Origin of the sequence: Cryobacterium zhongshanensis, assembly GCF_022760445.1 — a bacterium.
GTDB lineage: Bacteria > Actinomycetota > Actinomycetes > Actinomycetales > Microbacteriaceae > Cryobacterium > Cryobacterium algoricola.
Window position 1 is genome coordinate 106,014 of the sequence record NZ_JALGAR010000005.1, and the last position, 25,106, is coordinate 131,119.

The window sequence follows — 25,106 nt, forward strand, 5'->3', positions numbered from 1 at the left end:
GCTTTAGGAATCCCCGTTCGTTTCTTCACCCGGCAGGGGTTAGCCGAAGCGTCCGTTGACGTAGTCGGCGGTGCGGCTGTCGATCGGGTTGCCGAACATGGCATCCGTCGGACCGTGCTCCACGATGCCGCCGGGGGTGCCCTGCGCGGCGAGGAAGAACGCGCAGTTCTGCGAGACCCGCTGGGCCTGCTGCATGTTGTGCGTGACGATCACGATCGTGACCTCGTGGGCGAGCTCGAGCATGGTCTCCTCGATCACCCGGGTCGAGGTCGGGTCGAGGGCGGAGCACGGCTCGTCCATCAAGAGGATGCGCGGGGTCACCGCGAGCGACCGGGCGATGCACAGGCGCTGCTGCTGTCCACCGGAGAGTCCTGAGCCCGGCGCCCGCAGCCGGTCGCGTACCTCCTTCCAGAGCCCCGCCTTGGTCAGGCAGCTCTCGACGAGGAAGTCCTTCTCGTCGTTGGAGGCGCGCTTGCCGGTGAGGGTGAGCCCGGCAATGACGTTGTCGTAGATAGACATGGCGGGGAACGGGTTCGGCTTCTGGAACACCATACCGATGCTCTTGCGGGCGTCGACGAGTTTGCGTTCCGGGTCGTAGATGTCCTCGCCGTCGAGCAGGACCTCGCCGGCGAGACTCGCGGACGGCACAAGCTCGTGCATCCGGTTCAGGATGCGCAGGAACGTGGACTTGCCGCAGCCGGACGGGCCGATCAGGGAGGTGATGATGCCGGCGGGCATGGTGAGGTTGACCCGGTCGAGCACCTGGCGTTCGCCGAACCACGCCGAGACGTTGCGACCCTCGAGGGTTGCGAGGGGAGCGAGTTCGCGCACGGGCGGGCTGTAGCTCGCGTACACGCCGGCATCCGCCGCAGACGGCCGTTTCAGCCAGGGCGCGCCGAACCCGCCGAGCCGGGGCGGCTTGGCCCGCGTTTCGGCCGCGGCCTCGGGCCGGGCCTCGGGCCGGGCCTCGGGCCGGGCCTCCGCGCGCGCCTTCCGGTCGCGCCGCCCCGCGACCTTCACCGGCGGCAGCACTTGGGTGAGCTCGTCATTCTGCACATCGTCGGTCATGACACTCGTTTCGTTGTTCTACAGCAGTTTCGGGACTGAAGCAGGTTCGGGACTACAGCAGGTTCGGGAGGAGGCGCACCAGCTGGTCGGCCACGTAGAGCCCCCCGACGGTGACGACCGGAAGGAACACGATCCAGGTTTTGCGGAGGCCGACCCGGCGGAACGCCCAGACGGCGGCGAGTTCGATCACCAGCAGGAACTGCAGGGCGAAGACGAGGGCCCACACCGTTGTGGTGTCGGTGGCGAGTTCCTTGTCCTGCAGGGGCAGGGTCGCGAAGGTGGTCTGCCGCTTACCGGCGGGCTTCGTCTCGGAGACGAGCTCGGCATCCACGCGCACGACGCCGCTCGGCACGTAGGCCGGGCCGCGGGCGCTCTCGAGGATCAACCGGCTCTTGCCCGCGGTGAGCGCGGCGGGAGCCGGGTCGCCGGCATAGCGCAGGCCGAGCACGGAGAACTTCTGTTCGCCCTGGCCGGTGATCACGGTGAGCTCCTGGCCGGGCCGCAGTTCCTGCAGCCGGGCGAAGGGTCCCCCGTAGGCGGCGGCGCGGCCCATGAGCACGCTGATGCCGGACTGGCCGGGCAGCGGTGTGTCGCGACGGTGGCCGGGGCCGGCGCGCAGGGTGCCCGAGTCGGTGCCTTCGACGACGATCTCGTGCACGTCGATGGAGGGGATGTCCAGAACGGCCACGGGCGTTCCCGCGGTGAGCAGCACCTTGTCGACGGTGCCCTCGCTGACCGGGGCGGTGCCCTGGGCGAGCTCGTACCGGAACGTGTTCGTGAGCTGCTGCTGGGACACGATGTGCTGCAGCTGGCCGAGCACGGTCAGGTTCGCGAGGAACCCGAAGATGAGGATGGCGAGAATGGCGAGGGTCGAACGGATGACCTGATCGCGTTGGGTGAGCACGACCGGTGGCCGCGGGGGCACCGGGCTGCGCCGCGGCGGCTTCGGGATCTTCGGGGGCTTGGGCGGCTTGCCCTGGCGGCCGCGCTCGGGCGGCGTGCCGGGCAGTCCGCCACCGCCGGCGATGGCCGAGTCCTCGTCGGTTGGCGACCAGTCCCGGGGGCCGGCGGTCTTCTCCGCGAGAGGGTGCACAGCCTGCATTGCAGAGACGCCATTCGGAACGGGCGGAACCCAGCCTCGCGGCATCTTCGGCGTCTTGGGTGCGGTCGGAGGTTTCGGACGTCGGGGCAGCCGGGCTGTCGTCATGACGCCACCTCTTCCACGGGTTCAGGAGCGGTCCGCGGCTGGAGGAGCACGTGGCGCAGGATCAGGGACAGAATGCCGGCGACCGCGAGCACGATCAGGGCGAAGTAGGGCGGGATGAGGGTGAACGAGTCCCGTGTGACGGGTGAGAGCGCCGTGCCGCCGATGTCCGCGGGTGGCGTCATGGTGACGTGCCCCGTGAACCAGGCCCACTGGCCGACGTCCGGGATGGTGGCCGAGACCGTGCGGGTCTCATTGGGGGCGAGGCTGTCGATACTGACTTTGTCGACGATGGCGACGGGGAGGCCGACCGCGTTGTCGAGCCAGAAGCGCAGGCTCGAGGTGATCGGGGCGTCCGTGATGTTGCGCATCGTGAAATCGAGCTCCACGGTGCCGCCTCCCGGCCCGGCCTCGGACTCGATGTGGGTGGTGAGGCCGCTCACGTAAAAGATGCCGGCGATCGTGGTCGGGTTTTCGCCGAGCGCGGAGGCCGCGGCGGCGGAGTCGGTGATCGTCGTCTGGGTGACCGCAGGCACGGTCACGGACTTCACGGGGCTCGTCACGGACGGCGCCACAGTGGCCCGGCTCGACGGCCCGACGACGCTCACGGTGATACCGACGCCTTTCGGGTCGTCCGTCGCCGCCTGCGCGCTCATGGCGAGTCCGGCCAGGCCCGCCACCGGCGCGAACGCGATGAGGGCCACGACCAGAATCAGGCGCGCGTGAGCGGATGTGAGCACAGTCAAGTTAGTCCATTCGAGGTTTCGGCGAGCTGACGGGCGGGCAAACGAGAGGCAAACGAGTCGGGAAAGTGAGCCTCACCCGTTCAGGGGCCACGCCCCACGCCGCAGGCCCGTGACTGGACGGTGCCGCTACTGGGACACAAGAGTCAGGGACAGGGTGGACCGATAGGTGCCGACCGACTTCTCGGGTGGCGCGACGAAGGTGAGGCCCGCGTTCAGCACGGTCGCGCCTACGGTCTGCGCGGGAGCACCCGCTGCGAGGTTCATCGGGTAGGTCGCGGCTCCGGCGTTCTGGGCCGCGAACAGGCTCACGCCCGTCGCCTCCGTGCTGACCAGCTGCGGCGCGAGCCCGAGCTGGGCCTTGCCGATGACACTGCCATCTCCGGCGTTCACGAAGTCGGCGACGTCGGCCGATAACGTCCAGCCTTCCTGGGAGATGGTGCGTCCGTCGCTGACCGCGACGATACCGAGCACACCGGTCGTCGTGGAGCGGTTCGCCACGAGCGTCGGCGCGTTGAAGACCGCTGCAGCAGCCGCCGGCACGACGAGGCCGAGCACGCCGTTCGTGTCGCTCGTCGTGGCCGACCCGATCGTGCCCGCCTCGGTCACGGCGAAGGATGCCGCCACCTGGCTGAACGGGTCCTCCGCGGCCGAGGTGCCGATCACCTCGATGGTGTGGCCGCCCGCCTCCAGACCGGCGGGCAGGGTACCGCTCCCCGAGAAATCGCCTGCGGAGTCGGCCGTTCCGCTGATCAGCAGAACCGGCGTCGAGTGCACCCAGACCTCAACGTGCGAGAACGGCTTCAGCCCGTGAATGGTGACCACGACCGGCGCCGCGTCGACGCGGGACCCGACCGGCAGGAGACAGTGGATCTGGACAGGTCCGACGGGAAGCTTGGCGGCCACACTCACCGTGAGCGCGACCGCCTCACCGTCATCGGCCTGGGCACTCGACGAGACGGAAACCGTCCCGCCCAGTGCCAGCAGCGCGACCAGGGTGCCGGTGATGAGAGTCGAACGGATGGGCAGTTGGAACATGTGTTTCCCCGATGGATCCTGATGCGGTGGAGCTGCGGTGCCTGGGTGAAACTGCAGAGCAGTCGTGCGGGTGGTGTCGGCTAGCTCGTCGAGGTGTTGCCTGAGTTTTCCGTGGGCGTACCGGCGGCGGCACCGACGAGCGCCTCCTCGCGTGCCTTGCGGCGCGCCTCCGCCTCGGTGTATTCGACCCAGGCTGCGGCGCGAGTCGAGTCCCGTTTACGGCTGAGTCGCACGATAAGCCACGTGAGTGCTGCGACCAGCAGCAGGATCAGGAAGCCCCACGGCACGACGAAAAAGCTGGTGTCGCGTTCGGCGGTCGGCAGCGGACCGGGGTTGATCGCATCCGCATCGATGGTGCCGACGAGAGACACGTGCGGGTTGAGATACACCCAGGCGCCGACTCCGGAGACGGTAAGCGTGACGGTGCGTGAGCTGCCCGGAAGCAGCTCCGGGATCACCTCGTCGGTCAGGCCGGATAGCGGGATGCCGAAGACACCCTTGACCTGGGAGACAGTGTTGGCGCCCAGCGAGACGTTGCCAGTGTTCGTCAGGCTCACCCGGATCGTGGTGTCCCCGGCGAACGGATTAATGCTGCCTTCGTACGTCGACTCGATGCTGCTGATCGACAAAGCCGGCTGAAGCAGCCCCTTGACCCGCAGGTACAAGCGAATGGCGACCCGACGGTCCACGGATACCTGTCCGGCGGGAGAGAGCGCGGAGACAACGATGCCGCCGGCGTGGTCGCCTGGCTTGGCGTCTGCCGGAGTCGTCACCGTGAAGGGGAGAACCTGCTGAGCGCCTGGATCGAGAGTGACGGAGATCCGATCGGTGCCGTTGGCGAAGGTGACCCAGCTGCCAACGTCCGAGGGGGCGGCGGCGCCCTCGAGGAGCGCGAACGTGCCGTCGTCTGTGTTATAGGCGTCTGTGGCGTACACGGTCACCGCTTGAGTCGTCGTTCCGGTGTTCTGGACGAGGTACTCGTCGTTGACGGTCTGACCCGGATCGACCTGATACGTGAACCGTGACCGGTCCTGGTCGACGCCACCGTTCGTCGAGGGGGCGCCTCCGATGCCGTCGGAACCGTCGTCTGCACGAGCGCCCGCGACGCCGAGAGCGAGCGTCATTCCGAGCGCGAGCAGAATGCTTGTCGCGATCACCGCTAGGCCGCGGTTCGCGAAGGGATGGGATGCGAGGTGGCGAGGTATCACGATCGACGTGCTCATTTCTGCGGGCGAATCTGAAATCGAAGGTCTGGAGTTGTCGTGCTGGTGACGCTGTACCGGCGGGAAATCCGAGTCAAGGGAGAGACGGCGCGAACGCCGTCTCTCCCCGACTACTCGGTTCCTGCTCTTACTACTTCGAGACGACCGTGAGGGTCATGGTCGACGTGTAGGTGCCGACGACCTTCTCCTGCGGTGCGACGAAGGTCAGGCCGGCGTTGAGAACGCTGTCGCCGACCGTCTGGTTTGCTGCGGCGGACGCGAAGGCGGCCGGGTAGGTTGCCGAGCCGGCGACCTGGGCTGCCGCGGCGGTGGCGCCGACGGCGGTGCTGCCGGCGGCCGTCACCGACGGTGCGAGGCCGAGCTGCGTCTTGCTGATGATGTTGTTACCTGTCGCCGTCGCCGGGGTGACCGTGGTGAAGTCGGCAACGTTGGCGTTCAGGTCCCAGCCTTCGCGAGTGACGACACGCTGGTCGTTGACCGTGATGGCACCGAGGGAGCCGACCGAGGTCGACTTGTTGCCCACGAGCGAGGGAGCGGAGAACGTCGCGGCCGCGTTGGTCGGAACGGTAAGGGCGAGCACGCCATTGGCCGCGAGGGTGGTGGCCGGCGCGAGTGCGACGGTACCGTTCTGCGGGCCGGCGACGACCGGGGGCGCGGTCGTCGGCGGCGGGGTCACAACGGCGTCGGCGGGAGCCGCAATCGTGTAGACACCGGTAACGGGGGTCACGGAGATGGAACGGAAGAACGCCCCATTGACGTTCACGCCGTTGTCGGTCGTGCACGCGATTCCGAGGCTGTAGTTGCCACCGGCAGCCTTGGCGAGGGCGTTGGCGCCATCGGTGAAGGTGTCGGGCTTGAGGCCGGCGTAGGACAGTTCCTTGGTGCCGGGCTGGAAGGCGGAAACGGACGAGGCCTTCCAGGTAGAGGCGGTGCGCTCGGTGCCGGGGGCCGCGAGGAACACGTAGACGCCGGTCGAGAGCACCGGGCAGGTGAACGGCGCTCCGAAGTCGGTCACCGAGGACGACGCGGAGATGTCGTCGTCCCACTGCCAGGTCTGCGCAGCGTTGGTGACGACGTCGCCATTGGTGTCGTAGACGTAGAGTGCGGCGTCCGAGCCGTTGGTCTGGGTGGTGGCCGAGGCGACCATCGAGGCACCGGCAACGAGGCCGAGGGTGACGACGCCGACGGCGGCGAGGCGGATCTTGTTGTTGAGCTTCATGAGTTTCTATACCTTTTCTGGAAGTAGGTGGAGCTACTTGGAGATGCGGACAGCGGTGGTGGTGGACGGAGCGAGGATGCCGAACTTCTTCTTCAGCGCACCGGTCTTGGTGGGCGTGGTCTGCGAGTTCGTGAGGCTGGTCGCCTTGGTCGGGTCGAGGAGCGCGGCGAGCTTGGCGTCGTAGGAGGCGTTGGTCGGGTCGACGCGCGCGTACTGCACGACGAGGTAGGTGTCGCGACCCCAGAGGGAGTCGTTGTAGTAGGTCTGGTTCGGGAGCATCGCGGTACCGGTGCCGGTGACGGGGGTGGTGCCGGCGACGAGCGAGCCGAGAACCGTGGTGGCCTTGAGCTTCGGGAAGCTCGCGCCGGTGTTCATGGCGACCCAGCGGGAGACCGACATGGGCATCACGGTGTTGATGCCGAGAGCAGAAGCATCGTGCTCCTGGCCGACGGTGACGCAGGAGCCGAGCGTCGCGTCGGTGACACCGATCTTGGACATGAAGTCCTTGCGGGTTCCAGAACCGGCCTGCGGGATGACGGGGGTGACGGTGACGCCGCCGAGGGTGGTGACGCTGCAGGTGTAGAGGCTCGTCATCGTCGCGGTGGAGATCGTGTCGATGCCGGTGGCCGTTGAGCCGCTGTCGTAGGCGTAGGCGATGGCGTCGCGGCCGAACGGAACCTGGATCAGGCTTCCGGCGGTGTCGACGGTGCCGGAGCCCGAGGAGCGCGCGATGTCGACCTGACCGGTGATGACCACGGCGGCGGGGGCGCCGACGGTGCCGGAGGTGTATGCGGCGCCGTCGATGGAGCGGAGGAGGGCCGTGCGGCCGTCGCCGGAACCGTTGGGGCGGCCGAAACGGACGCCATTCGGCTTGGTTGTGATGTAGGCCGTACCGGTCGCGTCGAACGAGCCGATGGTTGTTCCACCGGCCGCGGTCGAACGAAGCGGTGAACCGGAGAGCGCGGAACCGTTGGCGAGCGTGCTGACGACGTCCTCCAGGGTGTCCGATCCGACGGCGACGTAGCTGTTGGAGACGGGCTCGGCGTTGGCCGGGGTCGCGATGGCGAAACCGGTGAGGGCGACGCCGACGGTCGCGCAGAGCGCAATTGCCTTCTTCGAAATCACTGTGATGATGCCTTTCGGGTGTACTGCATGAGACGAACCCGGGCGGGAACGTCTGTCCTGATGTCCGGTCCAGGGCCGAAACCCGAGGTCGAGACGTCAAGCTGTGCGCGCATCAGGAGCGTCTCCGGATGCGCGAAATCAGGGGGACCCCGCCGGCTGCGAGCAGCCCGGAGAGGAGTCCGGCAGGGATGGCTGCCGGAATGGGGCCGATGACGGGATCGGCGGGAGTCGGCTTGCCGACGAGGGGTCCGGCAGAAGCACCGGTGGCGGTCGGGTCGGTGGCGGACACTGCGGCCGCCGCGACCGGGGCGGTCACTGCCGGGCTTGCCACCGCCGGGGCCTTCACATACGGCGCGGCGACGCTCGCCGTCGCAGCCGGAGCCGTCGGAGCGACCACGATCGGGCTGATTCCCTTTTCGATCGCGTTCGCCGCGACAACGGCCTGATCGACCCAGCTCTGCGGAAGCGAGGCATACCCGTCGGGAAGCTGTCCGACCGCAGTGCCGGGTATCTGTCCCTTTGTGACGGCGTATCGGATCATGTTGGCGTAGATCGCCCGTAGGCCCGCGTCGGTCTGCACCGGGTTCAGTGCCGCATATACGGGCATGGTCATCGGGTAGGCGGACGCGGCCGCCTTTGCGCTCGCGCTCGTGGGGTCGTATTCCAGCACGCGGGCGTTTCCGGCCGAAGGAGTCATAGCGGCCGCTGCCGCAAGCAGCGATGTGGAGTTCGCAGTGACGAACGATCCTGATGCGTTGCGCAATGCGGCCGTGACGGTCTGGTACCGGGCCGCGGCGGCCGTCGTCGTAAGTCCGATGACTCGTTGAGTGCCCACGAGGTTGCGCACGCTCTTGCCCCATTTTGCGGGAGAAGAGTTCGGGTTCCAGTCCCCCAGTTCTTGGCCATCGCCACGCAACGTGAGATAGGCACCGTTCTCGAAGTCCGCAGTGTATGGACGCCATGCGACGAGATTGACGGGAGTCTGCCCATCTTTCGTGGCCGCGCGCTCGATCGGGTCGGACTTCGGAAAGTCGACACGAGGAACGGTCATCGCGGTCCCTGATTTATTGATGGATGCGTCTGAGGTGTACCAGGGATTGACGACCATCTTCCACGGGTCGGGTACGCCGTTGAGGAAGTCAACGGCCTCTGGGTCGGAAAGCACATATCGCCAGAGCTGCAGCGCTTCATCGGAACGCCCGGAAGGAAGAAGCAGGTCACCCAGGGACGGTCCGGTCAGATCCTGGTATTTCCATTCCTCGTCATTGACGGCCAGAAAATCCGGATCGACGGTGATGTTCCGAGCGTTGTGGCCCGGATTCGAAGAATCGACGTAGCCGAAGTATGTGAGCGACGCGGACGTTGCAGGTGCTCTCGTCGGCAGCGAATCCAGGTACGAGTTGGTGAGCAACTTTGCGATGAGTCGAGGCGTGAGATTCAGCGAGGTGAAGGCCTCGGTGTCCCTGTCCTTGTACTTCTGCGGCACATCACCCACCGGCTTCACTCGCCGGTCTATTGAGAACGAAACCGCCAGACCGGAAAGGGCCACCGGGGCGTACTGTACCGGGTCTACTTTGGATGTCTGCAGCGGCCGCGATGTCAGCGCAAGTGGGCTCGGAGTCTTTTCGCTCGCTGTGTTCAGTGCGTCCGCTTCATTGCCGGTGCTGAGAACAAAAGATGATCCCGTCGGACCGGAGCAGAGGTTGGGCTGCCATGATGCAATCGCCGCGGCGACGAGCTCACTGCCGGACAGCTGTTTCTCGGTAGAACCGATCGAGCAACGCACGCCGATCGGTTTGAAGTCGAGTTTGATCGCAACGCTGTGCTTCCAGGCGTCCCAGAGCAGGCCGGACTTGGTGATGTACGACTCGCCCACATCCTGAGTACCGCGAGGGATCACCACGAGCCAACAGGACTGACCCATGACGGAGCCGTCAGTTGCGGTTACGGGCGCGCCACAGCCAAGTCCAGGCGACTGCATAACCGTTTGCGCCTCGAACTTGACCGAGCCGGTGCCCGTATTGCTCGACCCCACCCAGGGAACTTCGTTAGTCGTGTATTGGGTGTAGAACTCGTTCGTGGCCAGATCGACGCTCGAAATCTTATCGGGCAGGACCACTCCGTCCTTCACCGCGGTGCCGCTGGCCGATTGCACCTTGCCGGTCAAAGGATCGAGTACGTAGTGAGTGAGCACCCCTTGCGCGTTCTTGAAGACCGAAGCGACCGAACGGCCGTTGGGAGCTCGGTATGGGATTGCCGTCACAGCCGGAATCGTGAATCCGTTCGACGGAGACGTGTACTGGGCGTCTCTCGCGTTGACGAATTCATCGGTGACGGCCACGTCCCGGGTTGATGCCGGCTTGCCCGGGAACCCGCCGTATTGGCAGGTTGTGCGATCGGGATGACCGAGGTTGTCCGGATCTTCTCCCCAACACTGAGCGATTTGCAGGAAATCCTGACCACCGGAACCATTGTCGGGCCTGACCGAATTCTTGCCCGCACCAGTCCAACTCACAACCAGGCCCTGCGAGACCAGGTCAGTGGTCTGCGAAACGGTGACCTTCAGATCCGGAAACGGCGCCGAAGCAATATCGAGGTCGTACCCCTTGGCCGCGACGGTCACAGCGCTCGATGCGTCGGCGGAGGCCGCGGAAGGGGCGATCGAGGCAAGCATTGACACCCCGATTCCCACAATGAGGCCCACGACGATACCGCTAGCGCCCATGCGGGTCCACGACGAGTCCGTGGACAGGGCCAGTCGCTTCACCGTGAGCCTGCTTTCGCGCCGCGCGGCTTGAGCCGACGCCAGAGCACCGGGGGCAGCACTGCGGAACCGACCAGGAGCACACCGGCAAAGAGCATGATCGACTGTTGGACACCCCAGCCGTTGTCCGCGAGGGAGAAGGGTGAGGCCACGGCGGTGCCGACCACCCCGGTTGATCCCGCACCGCCTCCCGAGATGAGTGCGCCGTTCTCGTCATAGACGGAGCCCGCAGCACCGACCGCAGCGGTTCCAAGCCCTGCTGCTGCCGCCGCGACTGCAGCAGTGTCGGCGTTGGAGGCCGTACCAGGGGTTCCCGTGCCGCTGGTCGGTGTGTCGTCCGGCGCGCCCGCCGTGCCGGTGACGCACTGGCTCGTGCCGACCTTGTCGCACTCGGCGGGCTGCTGCGCGGAGATGGCGAGCTGATTGCTCGACGGCGAGTCGCCGGGCTTGAACGTTGGGTTGTTGCAGTCGTTGAAGTCGACTCCGTCTGCGCCTTCCCCGGGGATCTTCTTGATCTGGTCCGACCCCGCCATGACGAGATTCATCGGCAGCGGAGAGTATCCCAAAGCAGCTGCCTGTTGCTGTCCTTCGCAGAGCATGTACTTTGCGAAGGCGCGAAGCGTGGTCCCCTTGTCCTTGTTGAAGACACCGCCAATTTCTGTCGGCACGATCATGTAGGAGTAACTCGACAGGGGGTAGGTCCGCGGATCAGTGTTGTTGTACACGCCGTCGAGGATCTGAGTGAGGTAGTCCGGGCCGGGCGTGGTGTTGATTTCGGCCTTGAGCAGCGCAACCGCGACCGAATTGGCCGTCGGTTCCACGTAGTAGCCCGCTGCGTTGAGTACCTTGACGACCGGGAACCCCGCCTTGAGCGCGTAGGAGTATTCGACGTACGTGATCGCACCTTCGCCATAGTCCTGGCTCACGTACCCGGCGACGTCTGACGAGCTGCTCTGGGCCTTCGCGTTGCCATAGGTGGGGTAAAACGACGTAAGCCCACACGGGGTCGGGCGATTGACCTTTGCGCAAAATGCATTCCACAGATCCGGGTGTTGTTTGGACATCCACAGAGTGAATTGCGCCGTCGAACCTGAGCCATCGGAGCGGACGACGGGCACGATGCCCTTGTCGGGCATCGCCAGGCCAGGATTGTCGGTCTGGATGGCCGGGTCGTTCCACTTGGTGATGACACCCGTGAAGATTTTAGTGACCACCTCGCCGCTGAGCCGCAGGTTTGAGACGCGAACCCCGCCGATCTTCAGGTTGTACATGAACGAGGAACCGCCGGCGACGATGGGCATGTACGCGTAGCCACGCTTCGTGTCCTCGGGAGCAGAATTGTCTTCGGGGTGGGTCTGGAACGGGATTTCACTCACGGCGAAGTCGACAGTTCCGGCGGCAAAGTCGGTGCGCCCTGTTGACGAGCCACCACCGGTGTAGTTGACGGTCATTCCGTAATTCGAGGCCACATTCCTGCGCCACTGGTCGAGAGCATTCTTCGACCAGGTCGAGCCGCTCCCCGTGATCGGAACATAGGTCACCGCCTGGGCGGGAACGGTGCTGAGCACGCTGACGAGAACGACGGTCAGGGCAAGAAAGGTGCGGATTGCGCGGATCCACCGGGGCTGCGGGGTCACGAGGGCGTTTCCTTTGTCTGTGGGAGTGAGTCGGAGTCTGAAACGGAGGGAAGTCGCGAGCCGCTCGTGTCTGCGGCAGCGTCGGTGGGTCGAGCGCGACGGTCGCCCTGTATGGTGATCCGCTTCAGGTCGCGAACGGATGCCGCGATGACGGACTGCTCTTGGCGTCGGCTGAGCTGACCGGAGCCCTTGCCGCCGATGAGGCGCGCGATCGCGAACAGGGCGAGCACGAGCAGGATCAGCACGGCTGCGGCGCCAAAACCACGCGCGATCATGTTGGGCTCGGGCGACTTGACGAAGTCGAAGACCTGCAACGGAAGGGAGATCATCGGCCCCTCGAAAGGGTTCAGGTTCACGACCGAGGTGACTCCGGAGGTGAGGAGCACCGGGCTGGTCTCACCGATTCCCCGGGCGGTGCCGAGGATGACGGCGGTCGCGAGCCCGGGGCGGGCGGTCGGAAGGACCACGTGCCAGACCGTGCGCCATCGAGTCGAGCCGAGGGCGTACGCAGCCTCGCGCAGGTTGCCGGCGACAAGGCGGAGCACGATGTCGGAGGCGCGGATCACGATCGGGAGCATCATCACCGTGATCGCCATCGAGGCGGCGAACCCGCTTCGCTGGTGGGTGATCAGCACGATGATTGCCGAGTAGACGAAGAGGCCGGCGACGATGGAGGGCAGTGCGGTCATGGCGTCGGAGATGGTGCGCACGAAGCGGGCGAACTTTCCGCCGACCTCGTTCAGGAAGAGCGCGGTCAGAATGCCGAGTGGAACCGTGATCGCGAGGGCGATCCCGATCTGCATCAAGGTTCCGAGAATGGCCTGCGCGATCCCTCCGACATCGAGACCGTCAAGTGGTCCTGCCAACTCCATGCTCTGGGTGAAGAAGTTGAGGTGCGGCAGCGCTTCCTGTCCACGCACCAGTGTGAACGCCACAACGAAGACCAGCGCACCGAAGAGCACCAACCCGGCGCTCGCCAGGAGAACGGAAACCATCCTGTCTTTGACCTCCTGCCAGTCGCTCTTCAGGCTGACGAGGAGGGCGTAGAAGCCGATGAACGCGATGAAGGCTACGATCACGAAACCGACATAGCCGGTGAGCGGGCCGAACCAGCCGAACAGCAGCACGGCGATGGCCAGGCCGGCCGCTGCCGCGCCGAGAATGTTGAACTGGTCGTCGACCCGGGCGGCACGCATCCGCCGGCGCGGGCCGATCTCGATACCGTCGGTGGAGGGGATGGTTGTGGTGTGTTCCAGGAGGGTCATCAGTCGCTCTCCGCCCCGGAGCGGGACCGCGCCACGATCGACGAGGCCGTGAAGTTGATCACGAGGGTGATCAGGAACAGCACGAGGCCGGCGGCCATCAGCGCCGACAGGCCGAAGGGGCTCGACTCGCCGTACCGCAGCGCGATGAGCGCTGACACCGAGTTCGTGCCGGTCTTGAGCACCTCCCAGTTGATCGTGAAGATCGGGGAGATGATCATGTAGACGGCGATGGTCTCGCCGAGGGCGCGGCCGAGACCGAGCATGGCACCGCCGATGATGCCACCGCGGCCGAAGGGAAGCACAACGGAGCGGATCATGCCCCAGCGGGTGGAACCGAGGGCGAAGGCGGCCTCGCGCTCGCCGATCGGCGCCTGGGAGAAGGCTTCCCGCATCACCGAGGTTTGGGTGGGCACAACCATGAGGCCCACCACGATTCCGGCGATGAAGGCCGAGGAGGTGAAGGCGCTCGCCTCGGTGAGGGCCTGACCCGTCGCATCCGTCACGCTGAAGAACGGGATCCAGCCGAAGTAGGTGGAGATCCAGGTGGCGACCGGGATGACGTTCGCCTGCAGGAAGAACACGCCCCAGAGGCCGAACACCACGCTGGGAACGGCGGCCATCAGGTCGACGAGGGTGACGAGGGTGGCCTTCAGCCGACCCTGGGCGACCTCGGAGATGAGGAGTGCCGTGCCGAGGGCGAGCGGCACCGCGACGCACATCGCGATGACGGCGATCGTGATGGTGCCGAAGAGAACGGATGCGATGCCGAACTTCTTCGTCTCCGGCGACCAGTCCTGCTCGAAGAGGAAGTTGAACCCCGCGACGCCGAGGGCGTCGCCGGCGCGCAGCGAGAGGAAGACGCCGACCGCAAGCATGATCAGCACGGTGATCGTGCCGGCGCTGAAGGCGACCGAGCGGAACACCGAGTCCGAGATCGACGGGCGGGAGACCAGGGAGCGCCTCGGCCGGGAGTCGGGGCTCGACGGGTCGAAGCCGACCGGTTCTGTCCCGAAGGCGTCGCCCAGGGGCGAGTCGCCCAGAGGCGGCGAGACGAGGCTCGAAATCGGCATGGTTGTCCTTGGAAAGACTCGGGAGGGGGTGGACGCACGGGTGGGGGTAACGCGTCCGAAACATATGCTCGGGGCGGTTGGTGAACGATTGGCGTCGATTTCTCAACCGAGATGTGGACGCCGCGTGGAGAGTTGTGGCGGTCGAATCGGGTGTCGTCAGCCTGCGGGCGTTGCGGTCGGAGAGGGGGTCGGAATCGGGATCGACGAGGACGTCGGGAAGGGTGTGGGGAGCGCAGACGGCCCTGGCGCTGTCGAGAGTGTGAGGGTGATCGAGGTGCCGAGGCGGAGGGAATTCTGACCGGATGGGGCGACCGCGATCACGGTTCCCGGCGTCGCGGCGGCATCCGGCCTCGAGTCGGTGAGGACCAGGAATCCGGCGTTCTCGAGCGCGGCCGTCGCCTCCGCCTTGCTGAGACCGACGGTGTCCGGCACCGTGTTCGAGCCGGAGGCCACGGTGAGGTCGACCGGGTCTCCCGGGTCCAGGAAGGTGCCGGCCGCCGGGCTGACGCCGAGCACCGTGTCGAGGGGGCGCCCGGAGTCCTGGAGGGTGAGGGCGCCGAGGCGGAGCCCGAGGGCCGCGAGCGCGGCCCTCGCCCCGTCGAGGGTCATCACCGAGACCTCCGGCACCCGGATGGTCTTCGCCGCCGCCGTGGCGTGGGCGGTGATCATCGGCTCGGGGGTGGCGCTCGCGGGCGCGGGCGTGCTGCTCGTGACGGCCACGGACGACGGGGCCGCGCCGCCGGCCGCGAGGACCCAGGCGAATGCTCCCCCGATCACGAGGATCATCGAGACGGCCCAGAGCCCACCGCCGCGGCGACGGCTGCGGCCGCTGCGCACCCAGGCCGGGTTGTCCGGCGGGGCGACGACGGCGGCGGATGCCGTTCCCGCGCGGGCATTCCCGGTCGCGTGCACGATCGTGACGGGGGCGGGGACAGCGGCCGGTGCCGCCGCGGGAACGGGAACCGGAACCGGAACCGCACCGAGCACCATCGTGCGCTCGGCGAGCTCCGCGAGGTCGCCGGGCCGGAAGAGCCCGGTGGTGTCGTCCGCGGCCAGGACGCGGCCGCCGCCGAGTGCCGCCCCCTCGATCGGAACCGCGCTCCGACCCGGGGCTCCCCCGGCCCCGATGCGGTCCAGGGCCGCGTCGACGGCGGCGCCCATCGCCGCGGCGGAGGGGAACCGGGCATCCGGGTCTTTGAGGAGCGCCTTGACGACGAGCCGGTCGACACTCCGCGGAATGCCCGAGTGCTGCACCGACGGCACCGGCGGCGGCGACTGCACGTGGGCGCGCATCACCGCGCCGACGGAATCCCGGAGGAACGGCGGCCGCCCGGTGAGCGCGAAGTACAGCACCCCGCCGAGCTGGTACAGGTCGCCGCGTTCGTCGACGGCCTCGCCCCGCGCCTGCTCCGGCGACATGTAGTTCACGCTCCCGAGCACGCTTTGCACGGCGGGACTCTCCTGGGTGGTCGCATCGGGCGCGCTGCGCAGCACGTCGGTGCCGAGGGCGGGGCGACCGGCGGCATCCGCGAGGCCGAAGTCGAGCAGGCGCACGTCGCCGGGGCCGACGCGGCCGGCCTCGTCCGGGTCGACCAGGATGTTGGCCGGGGAGACGTCCCGGTGCACCAGTCCGATCGCGTGCGCGGCAGCGAGGGCGCGCAGTACCGCGGAGGCGACGGTCAGCGCCTGCCCGGCGGGGAGCGCCCCGGTGTGCTCGACGAACTCGGCGAGGCTGATCCCCGGCGCGCGGTCGAGGGCGATCCAGGCCTGGGGTTCCTCAGCGTTGGCGCCGGTGCCGGTACCCGTTCCGTCGCCGCCGGTGTGATGCACGCCGACGCCGAGCACCGCGACGATGTTCGCGTGCCGCAGCGCGGTCGCGGCCCTGGCCTCCGCGAAGAAGGCCTCCCTGGCCCGGTCGGAGCGGGACAGGTGCGGGTGCAGGATCTTGAGGGCGATCGCCGTGGCGCCATCCCCCGCCTGCGTGTCCACGGCGGCGAAGACGGATGCCGACCCGCCCGTCCCGAGGAGTTCGCCGAGCCGGTAGCGGCCCGAGATCAGGCTCTCGCCGGCACCGGACATGCGCCGGCCTGCCGGCGCAGCGACGGCATCCGCGGGGTCGGCGGGATCGATCGCGTCGACCACAGGGGGCTACTTCGCCCGCGCGGCGTAGGTGTTCGCATACCCGGCGACGGCCGTCACGTAGGAGTCGACGTGGTTGTAGGCGAAGATGGCCGCGCGCCAGCGCTCGGGCAGCGCGAGGTCGCCGTAGTTGCACAGGTAGCGCCCGGCGGCGAGGGCGGCGTCGTCGATCTGCTGCGGGTCGTTCACACCGTCCCGGTTGCCGTCGGCGCCCCAGCGCTGCCAGGTCGCCGGGATGAACTGCAGCGGGCCGACCGCACGGTCCCATTGCGCGCTGCCGTCCCAGGCGCCGCCGTCGGTGTCGTTCATCGCGGCGAAGTCCGAGCCGTCGAGGGCCGGACCGAAGATGCCGGGCCGGGCGGTGCCGTCGGTGCCGAGCGCGGAGCCGGCGTGGGTGCCGTGCCCGGACTCGATGTTGCCGAGGCCCGCGAGGGTGCTCCAGCCGAGACGGCAACCGGGCTGCTCGTCGGCGAGGGCGAGTGAAGCGCCCGCGTAGCCGAGCATGGCCCGAACCGGGATGCCGGTGGCCGCGGCCACACGGGCAGCCCAGTCCGCGTCCACGAGCGCAGCGTTGCCGGTGGGCAGCGAGGTCTCCCTGGTCGAGGCGACGGACGAGCCGGTGGCGGCGACGACGGAATCGGCCGCCTCCGGACCGGGGGTCGCGGGCGTCACGGTCACGGCGGCATCCGCTGCGGCGGGAACCGCGGCGACCGCATTTGCGGCAACCGCCACGACGCTCGCCCGGATGCCCTCCGGGGCGGTGAAGCCGGGCACGAGCCAGCCGAAGACGACCCAGCCGAGCAGCCCGGCGGTCGCCGCGGCACCGAACCAGCCGCGCAACCGCGCGCCGGTCACCACGCCTGGGCCCGTTCTTCCTCGCTGAGCACCCGGGTTCCCCGGCGACCGGCCTCGGTCGCGTGGCGGGCGTCCTCGGCGACGAGCGCGATCCGGAAGGCTTCGATCGTTCCGGCGGCGGCTTCGCGGCTTGCGGAGGCGGCGCCGTACCAGCGCCCTGCGGTCATCACGATGCGTTCGCCGACCGTAACCACCCAGCCGTGGGTTCCGGCCGACGGGCCGGTGACGACGGTCGCGACCATGGCGTCGCACTGGTCCCTGAGTTCGAGCACGTGGGCTCTGGCGCCGGCGAACGTGGCGTAGACGGAGGAACTGCGGCCGAGTTCGCGGCTGTTCGAGGCGAGCAACCGCCAGATGCCGGAGTGACCGGAGTGTCCGGAGTCGGCGACGGTGGCGACGGTGGCGACGCCGCGTGGGCGGTCCCGTCCCTCCGGCACCAGCTCGGCGTCTCCGGTGCGGGCGAGCTCTCCCGCACGGGCGAACCCCGTGTCGCGGGCGAGCTCTCCGGCACGGGCAGGCGCTCCGGCACGGAGGAGCTCTCCGGTGCGGGAGCCCGCCTGAACGCTCTGCCGGAAGGCGACCCACCCCTGCAGGCGCGGGTCGGAGTTGGAGCGGAAGGCCGAGAAGACCACACTGGGGCGGGGCGACACAGCGACTCCAACGGCGTGAACCAAACAGCGACGGGTGCAGTCGAGACTGTGTGCCGGCTCGGGTGGGCCGGCCCCGGCATTACTGTGCTGGCCGCAGGTGTCCGGCCCGAGAGTGTGACCTTACCGGGGGGTGAACGGAAGCTGTCCGGTCCGGCAACAGTTTCGAGAAGGCCTAGCGGCGGAGCGCCTTTCGCGCCAGCGTGTTGCCGAGGTACTGGACGAGCTGCACGAGCACGATGATGAGCAGCACGGCCGCCCACGTCACGATCGGATTGAACTGGCGGTACCCGTAGAGCAGCGCGAAGTTTCCGAGGCCGCCGCCGCCGACGTAGCCGGCGACCGCGGACATGTCGACGAGCGCGACGAAGATGAACGTGTAGCCGAGGATCAGCGGACCGAGCGCCTCGGGCAACAGCACTGTGAAGATGATTCTGCCCGTACCGGCGCCCACGCTGCGGGCTGCCTCGATCACGCCGGGCGTGACGGTGAGCAGGTTCTGCTCGACGATGCGGCCCATCGCGAAGGATGCCGCGAGCGAGATCGTGAAGATGATCGCGTTGTTGCCGATGCCGGTTCCCACCACGAGGCGGGCGAGCGGCTGGGCTGCCGCGAGGAAGATGATGAACGGGATGGGCCGCACGAAATTCACCAGCAGGTTCAGGACCACGAACACCGGCTTGTTGGCGAGCAGGCTGCCGCCGCGGGTCAGGTACAGGCCGAGGCCGACGATCAGGCCGCCGAGACCGCCGAAGAACAGGGTGAGGCCGACGATGTACAGCGTCTCCCCCGCGGCCTTCCAGAGCTGGGGCAGCAGTTCGATCAGGGATTCCATCAGCGCACCTCCGTGACGGTCGTGAGTGTTCTGACCCGGTCGAGGACCGCGTCGATGCGGTCGGTGCCGCCGGGGCCTGCCGTCGTGGGGGCATCCGTCGCCGCCGCGTCGCTGAGCGCGAGGGTGAGGTGCCCGAACGAGCGGCCCTGCACCTCGTTGATGCCGCCGAAGACGACCTCGAAAGTGATGCCCGCGCGGGCGAATTCGCCGAAGACGCGGGCCTGGTCGACCGCGTTGTCGCGGAAAGCGAGGGTGACGATGCGGCCGGGGTGCCTGCCGCGCAGCACGGCGAGCTCGTCGGCGCTCGGGATGCCCTTCACGACGGTCGAAACGAACCGGGCGGATGCCGGCTGCTGGGGATTCGAGAACACGTCGAACACGTCGCCGCGTTCGATGACCCGGCCCTGGTCCATCACCGCGACCTTGCTCGCGATGGTCTGGATCACGTCCATCTCGTGGGTGATCACGATGATCGTCACGCCGAATTCGCGGTTGACCCGGGTGAGCAGGTCGAGCACCTCGTGGGTGGTCTCGGGGTCGAGCGCGCTCGTGGCCTCATCGGCGAGGAGGATGGCGGGCTGGCTCGCGAGGGCGCGGGCGATGCCGACGCGCTGCTTCTGGCCGCCGGAGAGCTGGTCGGGGTAGGCGCGGGCCTTGTCGGCGAGGCCGACGAAGTCGAGCATCTCCGCAACGCGCTTCGTGCGCTCGGCCTTGGGCCGGCGCGCAACCTCGAGGGGATAGGAGACGTTGGCCGCGACGCTGCGCGAGCCGAGCAGGTTGAACTGCTGGAAGATCATGCCGATGCCGAGGCGGACCGTGCGGAGTTCCCGCTCGGGAAGACCGGCGATGTCCCGTCCGTTGATCAGAATCTCACCGGAGGTGGAGCGCTCGAGCGCGTTCACGAGCCGGACGAGGGTGCTCTTGCCCGCGCCGGAGTAGCCGATGATCCCGTACACGTCGCCGGCCTCGACGGAGAGGCTGACATCGTCGATCGCCACGACGTCACTGCCGCCCTTTTCGTGGGGCGGGTAGACCTTGCTGACACCGCGCAATTCGACGATGGCCATAAACGAACTTCCTCACTGTGGCACTGGCGCTGACGCTCAGGCTCACGCTTTTCGAAAACAGGAGGATGTCGAACACCCCCGTCACGCACCATTCCGGTCGAGAGTGCCCGGTGTGCGGGTCACTCTCGACCGGAAAGGTTACTGTCGGTGCTACTTCTTGTGGGCCTTGGTGTCCGCGACGACCGTGGCGAGCGAGGAGACCAGGTCGGCGACCGGGGTCTTCACGAGAACGCCGGAGCCGCCGGAGACGGCGAGCACGCCGTCCTGAACGGCCTGGGTGTCCTGGTAGATCTGGACGAGCTTCTGGTAGGTCGCGTTGTCCTTGTCCGCGGCGCGGGCGACGAACACGTTGACGTAGGGAATCGCGGTCGGGTCGGCCGGGTCATCCTTGGCGAGGGCGTCGGTGAACTTCAGTCCGGCCTTCTCGACGAAGTCGTTGTTGATGATCGCTCCGGCGACGTCGGGCAGCGAGGTCGCGGTCAGCGAGGCCTCGAGCGCGGTGACGGTGACCTTCGAGGCCGACGTGTCGATGTCGTCGAGGGTCGAGAAGATCGAGCCGCCGTCCTTCAGCGTGATGAGTTTGGCGGACTGCAGCACGAGAAGGGCGCGGGACAGGTTGCTCGCGTCGTTCGGCACCGCGATGGTGTCGCCCTTCTGGATCTCGCTGACCTTCTTGTACTTCGTCGAGTACAGGCCGAGCGGGTAGATCGCCGTCGAGCCGATCGGGGTGAGATCCGCGTTGCTCGCCGTGTTGTACTGCGCGAGGTAGACGAGGTGCTGGAACTGGTTGAGGTCGACCTCACCGGCGGTCAGCGCGGGGTTCGGCTGGTCGTATGCGGAGAAGTCGACGATCTCGACCGTGATTCCGGCATCGGCGGCGGCCTTCGTGTAGACGGCCCAGTACGGGTCGCTCGCACCCACGACGCCGATCTTGACGGTCTTGTCGCTGCCGGCATCCGCCGTGCCGCCGGCGCACCCGGCGAGCAGGGCGAGGAGCGGGACGGTCGCGAGAGCCGCGAGCAGGCGCTTGGACAGAGTTGACTTTTTCACGTGGTGAATCCCCTTGGGTGTGCTGCGAGTGAGAGCCACGAGTGCTGTCTCGTGGACGGGCCTCGGCAATCAAGGGCACAGCAAAGCCACGGCTAAAAGGGGTGGGAGTCTGTGCCGCTGCATCGCGAGGCACACCTTCAGGTTAACAAAGGATGCTGCGCCGCGCACGCCGCTGCGTAACACGCGGTCACAGCATCCGCGGTTTTAACCCTCGATCAGCGTCGAAAGTTCGAGCCAGCGAGTTTCGAAGCTCGAGATGGAGGATTCGAGACCCTGCAGTTCGGTGCCGAGCGCGCCGAGGCCCGCGTAGTCGTTCTGGTCGTGGCTGACCATGCTCTGGTTCAGCACCACGATCCGGGACTTCTGCTTGGCGACCTTGCGCTCGATGGAGGCGAGCTCCTTCTGCGCGTTGCGGAGCTCGGCGCCGCCGATGGCGAGGTTCCTGGCCGGCTTGCCGCCTGAGGTGTTCGAGGCGTTCGCCTCTGCCGGCTTGTCGGAGTCGTTGATCTGCTGCTTGCGCATCTCGAGGTACTGGTCGACGCCGCCGGGCAGGTGGCGGAAGCCGCCCTCGGTGACCGCGTACTGGTTGTCGGTGACGCGTTCGATCAGGTACCGGTCATGCGAGACGACGAGCAGGGTGCCGGGGAAGGAGTCGAGCAGGTCCTCCATCGCGGCGAGCATGTCGGTGTCCAGGTCGTTGGTGGGCTCGTCGAGGATGAGCACGTTCGGCTCGTCGAGTACGATCAGCAGCAGCTGGAGGCGGCGCTTCTGGCCACCGGAGAGGTCCTTGACCTGGGTCACGAGCTGGGCGCTCATGAAGCCCATCCGCTCGAGCATCTGGCCGGGGGTGATCTCCTTGCCTCCGGCGATGTAGCTCGTCTTCTGGCGGCCGATGACCTCGCTGACCCGGTCGTTCTGGATGCCCTCGAGCTCGAAGAGCTGCTGGGTGAGCACGGCGACCTTGATGGTCTTGCCGCGCTTGACGTGGCCGCTCGTCGGCTGGAGGGTGCCGGCGACGAGGTTCAGCAGCGTGGACTTGCCCGCGCCGTTGACGCCCATGATGCCGGTGCGCTCCCCCGGCGCGATCCGCCAGGTGATGTCCTTCAGCACGTGCTTGTCCTCGAAGTCGACCGAGACGTCGATGAGGTCGACGACGTCCTTGCCGAGGCGCTGCATCGCCATCGACTGCATCGTGACGGTGTCGCGGGGCGGCGGCTCGTTCTCGATGAGTTCGTTGGCCGCGTCGATGCGGAACTTGGGCTTGGCGGTGCGGGCGGGGGCGCCGCGACGGAGCCAGGCGAGCTCCTTCTTCATCAGGTTCTGGCGCTTCGACTCGGTCGCCGCACTCATCCGGTCGCGTTCGACGCGCTGCAGGATGTAGGCCGCGTAACCGCCCTCGAAGGGTTCGATCAGGCGGTCGTGCACTTCCCAGGTCTGGTTGCAGACCTCGTCGAGGAACCACCGGTCGTGGGTCACTACCACGAGGCCGCCGGAGTTGGTCGCCCAGCGGTTGCGGAGGTGCCCGGCGAGCCAGGTGATGCCCTCGACGTCGAGGTGGTTGGTGGGCTCGTCGAGGAAGATCACGTCGTGGTCGCCGATCAGCACGGCGGCGAGAGCGACGCGGCGGCGCTGGCCACCGGAGAGGTCGTCGACGAGGGCGTCCCAGGGGATGTCGCGCACCAGTCCGCCGATGACGTCGCGGACCTTGGCGTCCCCGGCCCAGAGGTGCTCGTCCATGGTGCCGACGACGGTGTGGCCGACGGTCTGCCCGGAGGCGAGCGCGTCGGACTGGTCGAGCACGCCGATCGTGACGCCGCGGCGGCGGGTGACTCGGCCGGAGTCGGGTTCGATGCGTCCGGCGAGGAGGCTCAACAGGGTGGACTTGCCGTCACCGTTGCGCCCCACGACTCCGATGCGGTCGCCCTCGTTGAGTCCGACGGTGACGGAGTCGAAGATGACGCGGGTGGGGTATTCAAGGTGCAGGGACTCGGCCCCGAGCAAATGTGCCATAGCTTACAACTTTACCGTGCGCGGCTGGGAACCCGGCGCGCAGGTCAGGGCAAGCGGATGCCGCGGCTCAGTCGTGGACGAGACGAGCGCCGTGGACCGGACCCGTCGCCCGCACGACGTGCAGGCGGGAGGCGCTCAACGCGACCTGGAGCTCGAGCGCACTGTCGGCATCCGCCACGAGGAACGCGACCGTCGGGCCGGACCCGGACACGATGCCGGCGAGGGCGCCGTTCTCTTCGCCGAGCTCGATGACCTTGCCGAGGCCGGGGGCGAGGTGCAGCGCCGGGGCCTGCAGGTCGTTGTGCAGGGATTCGGCGAGCATCCGGGCATCGCCGGCGCGCAGGGCCTGGAGCACGTTGGCGTCGACGGTCGGCTGCGCCTGCGCCGGGAAGATGTCCTGGGCGTGGCGCTCACGGTGGCGGTCGAGTTCCTGGTACACGCCGGGGGTGGACATGCCGAAGTCGGCGAGGGCGAGCACCCAGTGGAACTGGCCCTTGGCGAGTGCGGGGCTCAGCTGGTCGCCGCGGCCGGTGCCGACGGCGGTGCCGCCGGTGAACGCGAACGGGACGTCGGCGCCGAGCGTCGCCGCGATGGCGAGCAGTTCCTCGCGGGTCGCCTCGGTACCCCAGAGGGCGTCGCACGCGAGCAGGGTCGCGGCGGCATCGGCCGATCCGCCGCCCATCCCCCCGGCGATCGGCACGTTCTTCTCAACTTTGAGATGCACGCCGCCGCGGTAGCCGGACCTGCGAGCGAGCGCACGCGCGGCCCGGATGGCGAGGTTGCTGCCGTCGGTCGCGAGCGCGGAGGTGTCGATCGAACCGGTGAATTCGCAGGAGAAGTCGTCGGCGGGATAGGCGCGCACGTCTTCGCTGAGCGACACGGCCTGGTAGGCGGTGGCGACTTCGTGGTAGCCGTCCTCGAGCACGGCACCGACCTTCAGGAAGACGTTGATCTTGCCCGGCGCCCGCGCGTGCACAACTTGAGATGTGGCCGCGTTGGTCATAGTTCTAACCTAGCTCAGCCGCACAGCCCCCTCGTGCGCGGGGGCAGGCGTCCCTCGCCGCGAGTGGGTGTCCCGAATTCAGGAGTCGAGCGCGCGCCGCCGCCGTCGAACCGCAGACCAGTGCCGCGCATGCGTGGCGACCCGGGCGCGTCTCGGCTCAACTCCTGAATTCGGAACACCCCGGCTGCACGGATGGCGGGAGAGTTGCGGCGGCGGGGACCCGGGGCTGGCGGGGTCAGGACTGGCAGGGGTCAGTCGGGGTCGGCGGCGGTCCAGGCGCGCGCGATGGCGAGGAAGGCGTCGACGGTGAGCTGCTCGCCGCGCTCGGTCGGGTCGATCCCCGCGGCCTCGAGGATCGCGGTCGCCGTGGCCGAGTCACCGAGCACGGTCGAGAGCGACTGGCGGAGCATCTTGCGACGCTGCTGAAACGCGCCGTCGACGAGGGCGAACGTCGCGAGGCGCAGTTCCTCGCTCTCGAGCGGGCTCTCCCGGCGCTGGAAGGCGATCAGGATCGAGTCGACGTTCGGCACCGGCCAGAAGACCTGGCGGCTGACCTTGCCCGCGGTGCGGAAAGCCCCGTACCAGGCGGCCTTGACGCTCGGGCTGCCGTAGACCTTCGAACCGGGGGGCGCGGCGAGCCGTTCGCCGACCTCGGCCTGCACCATGACGACGCCGGCGCGGATCGACGGGAAGTGCTCAAGCATGTGCAGCAGAACCGGCACCGAGACGTTGTACGGCAGGTTGGCGACGAGCCGGGTCGGCTCCCCCGGCAGGTCCGTGATCTTGAGGGCGTCGGCGCGGAGCACGACGAGCGGCGCGTCCGGGTGCATCAGTTCGACGGTCAGCGGGAGCTGCTCGGCGAGCCGGTCGTCGATCTCGACGGCGACGACGCGTGCGCCGGTCTCGAGCAGCCCGAGGGTGAGCGAGCCGAGGCCGGGTCCGACCTCGACGACGGTGTCGGCGGGGGTGATCGCCGCGACCTTGACGATGCGCCGCACGGTGTTGCCGTCGATCACGAAGTTCTGGCCGAGCTTCTTGGTCGGGTTGACGCCGAGCATCTCGGCGAGGTCGCGGATTTCGGCAGGCCCGAGCAGGGAGCGTGGTGTGGACACAGCGGATGCCTCGGGCTCGGCGGGCAGAGCTG

At 68.0% G+C, this 25,106-nt stretch carries 20 protein-coding genes; all 20 read right to left on the reverse strand.

Features of this window, described 5'->3' with window-relative positions:
• Positions 1–39 precede the first annotated feature (39 nt).
• The 20 genes from MQH31_RS16550 to rsmA all read right to left on the reverse strand — a co-directional run bounded on the left by MQH31_RS16550 (position 40) and on the right by rsmA (position 25,020).
• On the reverse strand, positions 40–831 hold the full coding sequence (locus MQH31_RS16550) for a phosphate ABC transporter ATP-binding protein (RefSeq protein ID WP_198415978.1): 792 nt from the start codon (positions 829–831) through the stop codon (positions 40–42).
• Between the two features lie 289 nt (positions 832–1,120).
• Entirely contained in the window at positions 1,121–2,161 is a 1,041-nt protein-coding gene (locus MQH31_RS16555) for a sortase (protein WP_243012932.1), read from the reverse strand.
• A 110-nt stretch (positions 2,162–2,271) separates the two neighbouring features.
• Positions 2,272–3,018 carry a hypothetical protein gene (locus tag MQH31_RS16560; RefSeq protein ID WP_243012933.1) on the reverse strand — a complete coding sequence of 249 codons (747 nt, stop codon included), beginning with the start codon at positions 3,016–3,018 and terminating at the stop codon, positions 2,272–2,274.
• Between the two features lie 126 nt (positions 3,019–3,144).
• Positions 3,145–4,053 carry a hypothetical protein gene (locus MQH31_RS16565; protein WP_243012934.1) on the reverse strand — a complete coding sequence of 303 codons (909 nt, stop codon included), beginning with the start codon at positions 4,051–4,053 and terminating at the stop codon, positions 3,145–3,147.
• Between the two features lie 80 nt (positions 4,054–4,133).
• Positions 4,134–5,276, reverse strand: coding sequence for a WxL protein peptidoglycan domain-containing protein (locus MQH31_RS16570; RefSeq protein ID WP_243012935.1), 1,143 nt, complete (start codon positions 5,274–5,276; stop codon positions 4,134–4,136).
• 130 nt (positions 5,277–5,406) lie between these two features.
• Positions 5,407–6,495, reverse strand: a complete 1,089-nt coding sequence (locus MQH31_RS16575) for a hypothetical protein (protein WP_243012936.1) — start codon at positions 6,493–6,495, stop codon at positions 5,407–5,409.
• Positions 6,496–6,528: 33 nt separating this feature from the next.
• The gene (locus tag MQH31_RS16580) at positions 6,529–7,620 is read right to left on the reverse strand and encodes a hypothetical protein (RefSeq protein WP_243012937.1); all 1,092 of its coding nucleotides are present in this window, start codon (positions 7,618–7,620) and stop codon (positions 6,529–6,531) included.
• A 112-nt stretch (positions 7,621–7,732) separates the two neighbouring features.
• The gene (locus MQH31_RS16585; RefSeq protein ID WP_243012938.1) at positions 7,733–10,294 is read right to left on the reverse strand and encodes a hypothetical protein; all 2,562 of its coding nucleotides are present in this window, start codon (positions 10,292–10,294) and stop codon (positions 7,733–7,735) included.
• A gap of 89 nt (positions 10,295–10,383) precedes the next feature.
• The gene (pstS, locus tag MQH31_RS16590) at positions 10,384–12,021 is read right to left on the reverse strand and encodes a phosphate ABC transporter substrate-binding protein PstS (RefSeq protein WP_243012939.1); all 1,638 of its coding nucleotides are present in this window, start codon (positions 12,019–12,021) and stop codon (positions 10,384–10,386) included.
• Positions 12,018–13,286, reverse strand: a complete 1,269-nt coding sequence (pstA, locus tag MQH31_RS16595) for a phosphate ABC transporter permease PstA (protein ID WP_243012940.1) — start codon at positions 13,284–13,286, stop codon at positions 12,018–12,020. The genes pstS and pstA overlap by 4 nt, the downstream gene beginning before the upstream one ends.
• Entirely contained in the window at positions 13,286–14,356 is a 1,071-nt protein-coding gene (gene pstC / locus MQH31_RS16600; protein WP_243012941.1) for a phosphate ABC transporter permease subunit PstC, read from the reverse strand. The genes pstA and pstC overlap by 1 nt, the downstream gene beginning before the upstream one ends.
• Before the next feature lie 156 nt (positions 14,357–14,512).
• Complete coding sequence (locus MQH31_RS16605; protein ID WP_243012942.1) at positions 14,513–16,498, reverse strand: protein kinase domain-containing protein; 1,986 nt, start codon at positions 16,496–16,498, stop codon at positions 14,513–14,515.
• 6 nt (positions 16,499–16,504) lie between these two features.
• The gene (locus tag MQH31_RS16610; protein ID WP_243012943.1) at positions 16,505–17,353 is read right to left on the reverse strand and encodes a lytic transglycosylase domain-containing protein; all 849 of its coding nucleotides are present in this window, start codon (positions 17,351–17,353) and stop codon (positions 16,505–16,507) included.
• Complete coding sequence (locus MQH31_RS16615) at positions 17,347–18,000, reverse strand: hypothetical protein (protein ID WP_243012944.1); 654 nt, start codon at positions 17,998–18,000, stop codon at positions 17,347–17,349. Before MQH31_RS16615 ends, MQH31_RS16610 begins: the two co-directional genes overlap by 7 nt.
• Positions 18,001–18,172: 172 nt before the next feature.
• Entirely contained in the window at positions 18,173–18,832 is a 660-nt protein-coding gene (locus MQH31_RS16620; RefSeq protein ID WP_243012945.1) for a methionine ABC transporter permease, read from the reverse strand.
• Entirely contained in the window at positions 18,832–19,899 is a 1,068-nt protein-coding gene (locus MQH31_RS16625; protein ID WP_134535845.1) for a methionine ABC transporter ATP-binding protein, read from the reverse strand. Before MQH31_RS16625 ends, MQH31_RS16620 begins: the two co-directional genes overlap by 1 nt.
• A 150-nt stretch (positions 19,900–20,049) precedes the next feature.
• Positions 20,050–20,934: a MetQ/NlpA family ABC transporter substrate-binding protein gene (locus MQH31_RS16630; protein ID WP_243013023.1), complete on the reverse strand. Its 885-nt coding sequence runs from the start codon at positions 20,932–20,934 to the stop codon at positions 20,050–20,052.
• Positions 20,935–21,153: 219 nt separating this feature from the next.
• Entirely contained in the window at positions 21,154–22,959 is a 1,806-nt protein-coding gene (locus tag MQH31_RS16635) for an ABC-F family ATP-binding cassette domain-containing protein (RefSeq protein ID WP_134535846.1), read from the reverse strand.
• Positions 22,960–23,026: 67 nt separating this feature from the next.
• Positions 23,027–23,962, reverse strand: a complete 936-nt coding sequence (locus MQH31_RS16640; RefSeq protein ID WP_134535847.1) for a 4-(cytidine 5'-diphospho)-2-C-methyl-D-erythritol kinase — start codon at positions 23,960–23,962, stop codon at positions 23,027–23,029.
• Positions 23,963–24,213: 251 nt separating this feature from the next.
• The gene (gene rsmA, locus MQH31_RS16645) at positions 24,214–25,020 is read right to left on the reverse strand and encodes a 16S rRNA (adenine(1518)-N(6)/adenine(1519)-N(6))-dimethyltransferase RsmA (protein ID WP_134536022.1); all 807 of its coding nucleotides are present in this window, start codon (positions 25,018–25,020) and stop codon (positions 24,214–24,216) included.
• Between the last annotated feature and the right edge of the window lie 86 nt (positions 25,021–25,106).

Bases quoted from the DNA above. Each gene is read 5' to 3' on its own strand.
- MQH31_RS16565 (WP_243012934.1), bottom strand. From the start codon at position 4,053: ATGTTCCAACTGCCCATCCGTTCGACTCTCATCACCGGCACCCTGGTC.
- MQH31_RS16570 (WP_243012935.1), bottom strand. From the start codon at position 5,276: ATGAGCACGTCGATCGTGATACCTCGCCACCTCGCATCCCATCCCTTC.
- MQH31_RS16575 (WP_243012936.1), bottom strand. From the start codon at position 6,495: ATGAAGCTCAACAACAAGATCCGCCTCGCCGCCGTCGGCGTCGTCACC.
- MQH31_RS16585 (WP_243012938.1), bottom strand. From the start codon at position 10,294: ATGCTTGCCTCGATCGCCCCTTCCGCGGCCTCCGCCGACGCATCGAGC.
- pstA (WP_243012940.1), bottom strand. From the start codon at position 13,286: ATGACCCTCCTGGAACACACCACAACCATCCCCTCCACCGACGGTATC.
- pstC (WP_243012941.1), bottom strand. From the start codon at position 14,356: ATGCCGATTTCGAGCCTCGTCTCGCCGCCTCTGGGCGACTCGCCCCTG.
- MQH31_RS16620 (WP_243012945.1), bottom strand. From the start codon at position 18,832: ATGGAATCCCTGATCGAACTGCTGCCCCAGCTCTGGAAGGCCGCGGGG.
- MQH31_RS16625 (WP_134535845.1), bottom strand. From the start codon at position 19,899: ATGGCCATCGTCGAATTGCGCGGTGTCAGCAAGGTCTACCCGCCCCAC.
- MQH31_RS16635 (WP_134535846.1), bottom strand. From the start codon at position 22,959: ATGGCACATTTGCTCGGGGCCGAGTCCCTGCACCTTGAATACCCCACC.
- MQH31_RS16640 (WP_134535847.1), bottom strand. From the start codon at position 23,962: ATGACCAACGCGGCCACATCTCAAGTTGTGCACGCGCGGGCGCCGGGC.
- rsmA (WP_134536022.1), bottom strand. From the start codon at position 25,020: ATGCTCGGCGTCAACCCGACCAAGAAGCTCGGCCAGAACTTCGTGATC.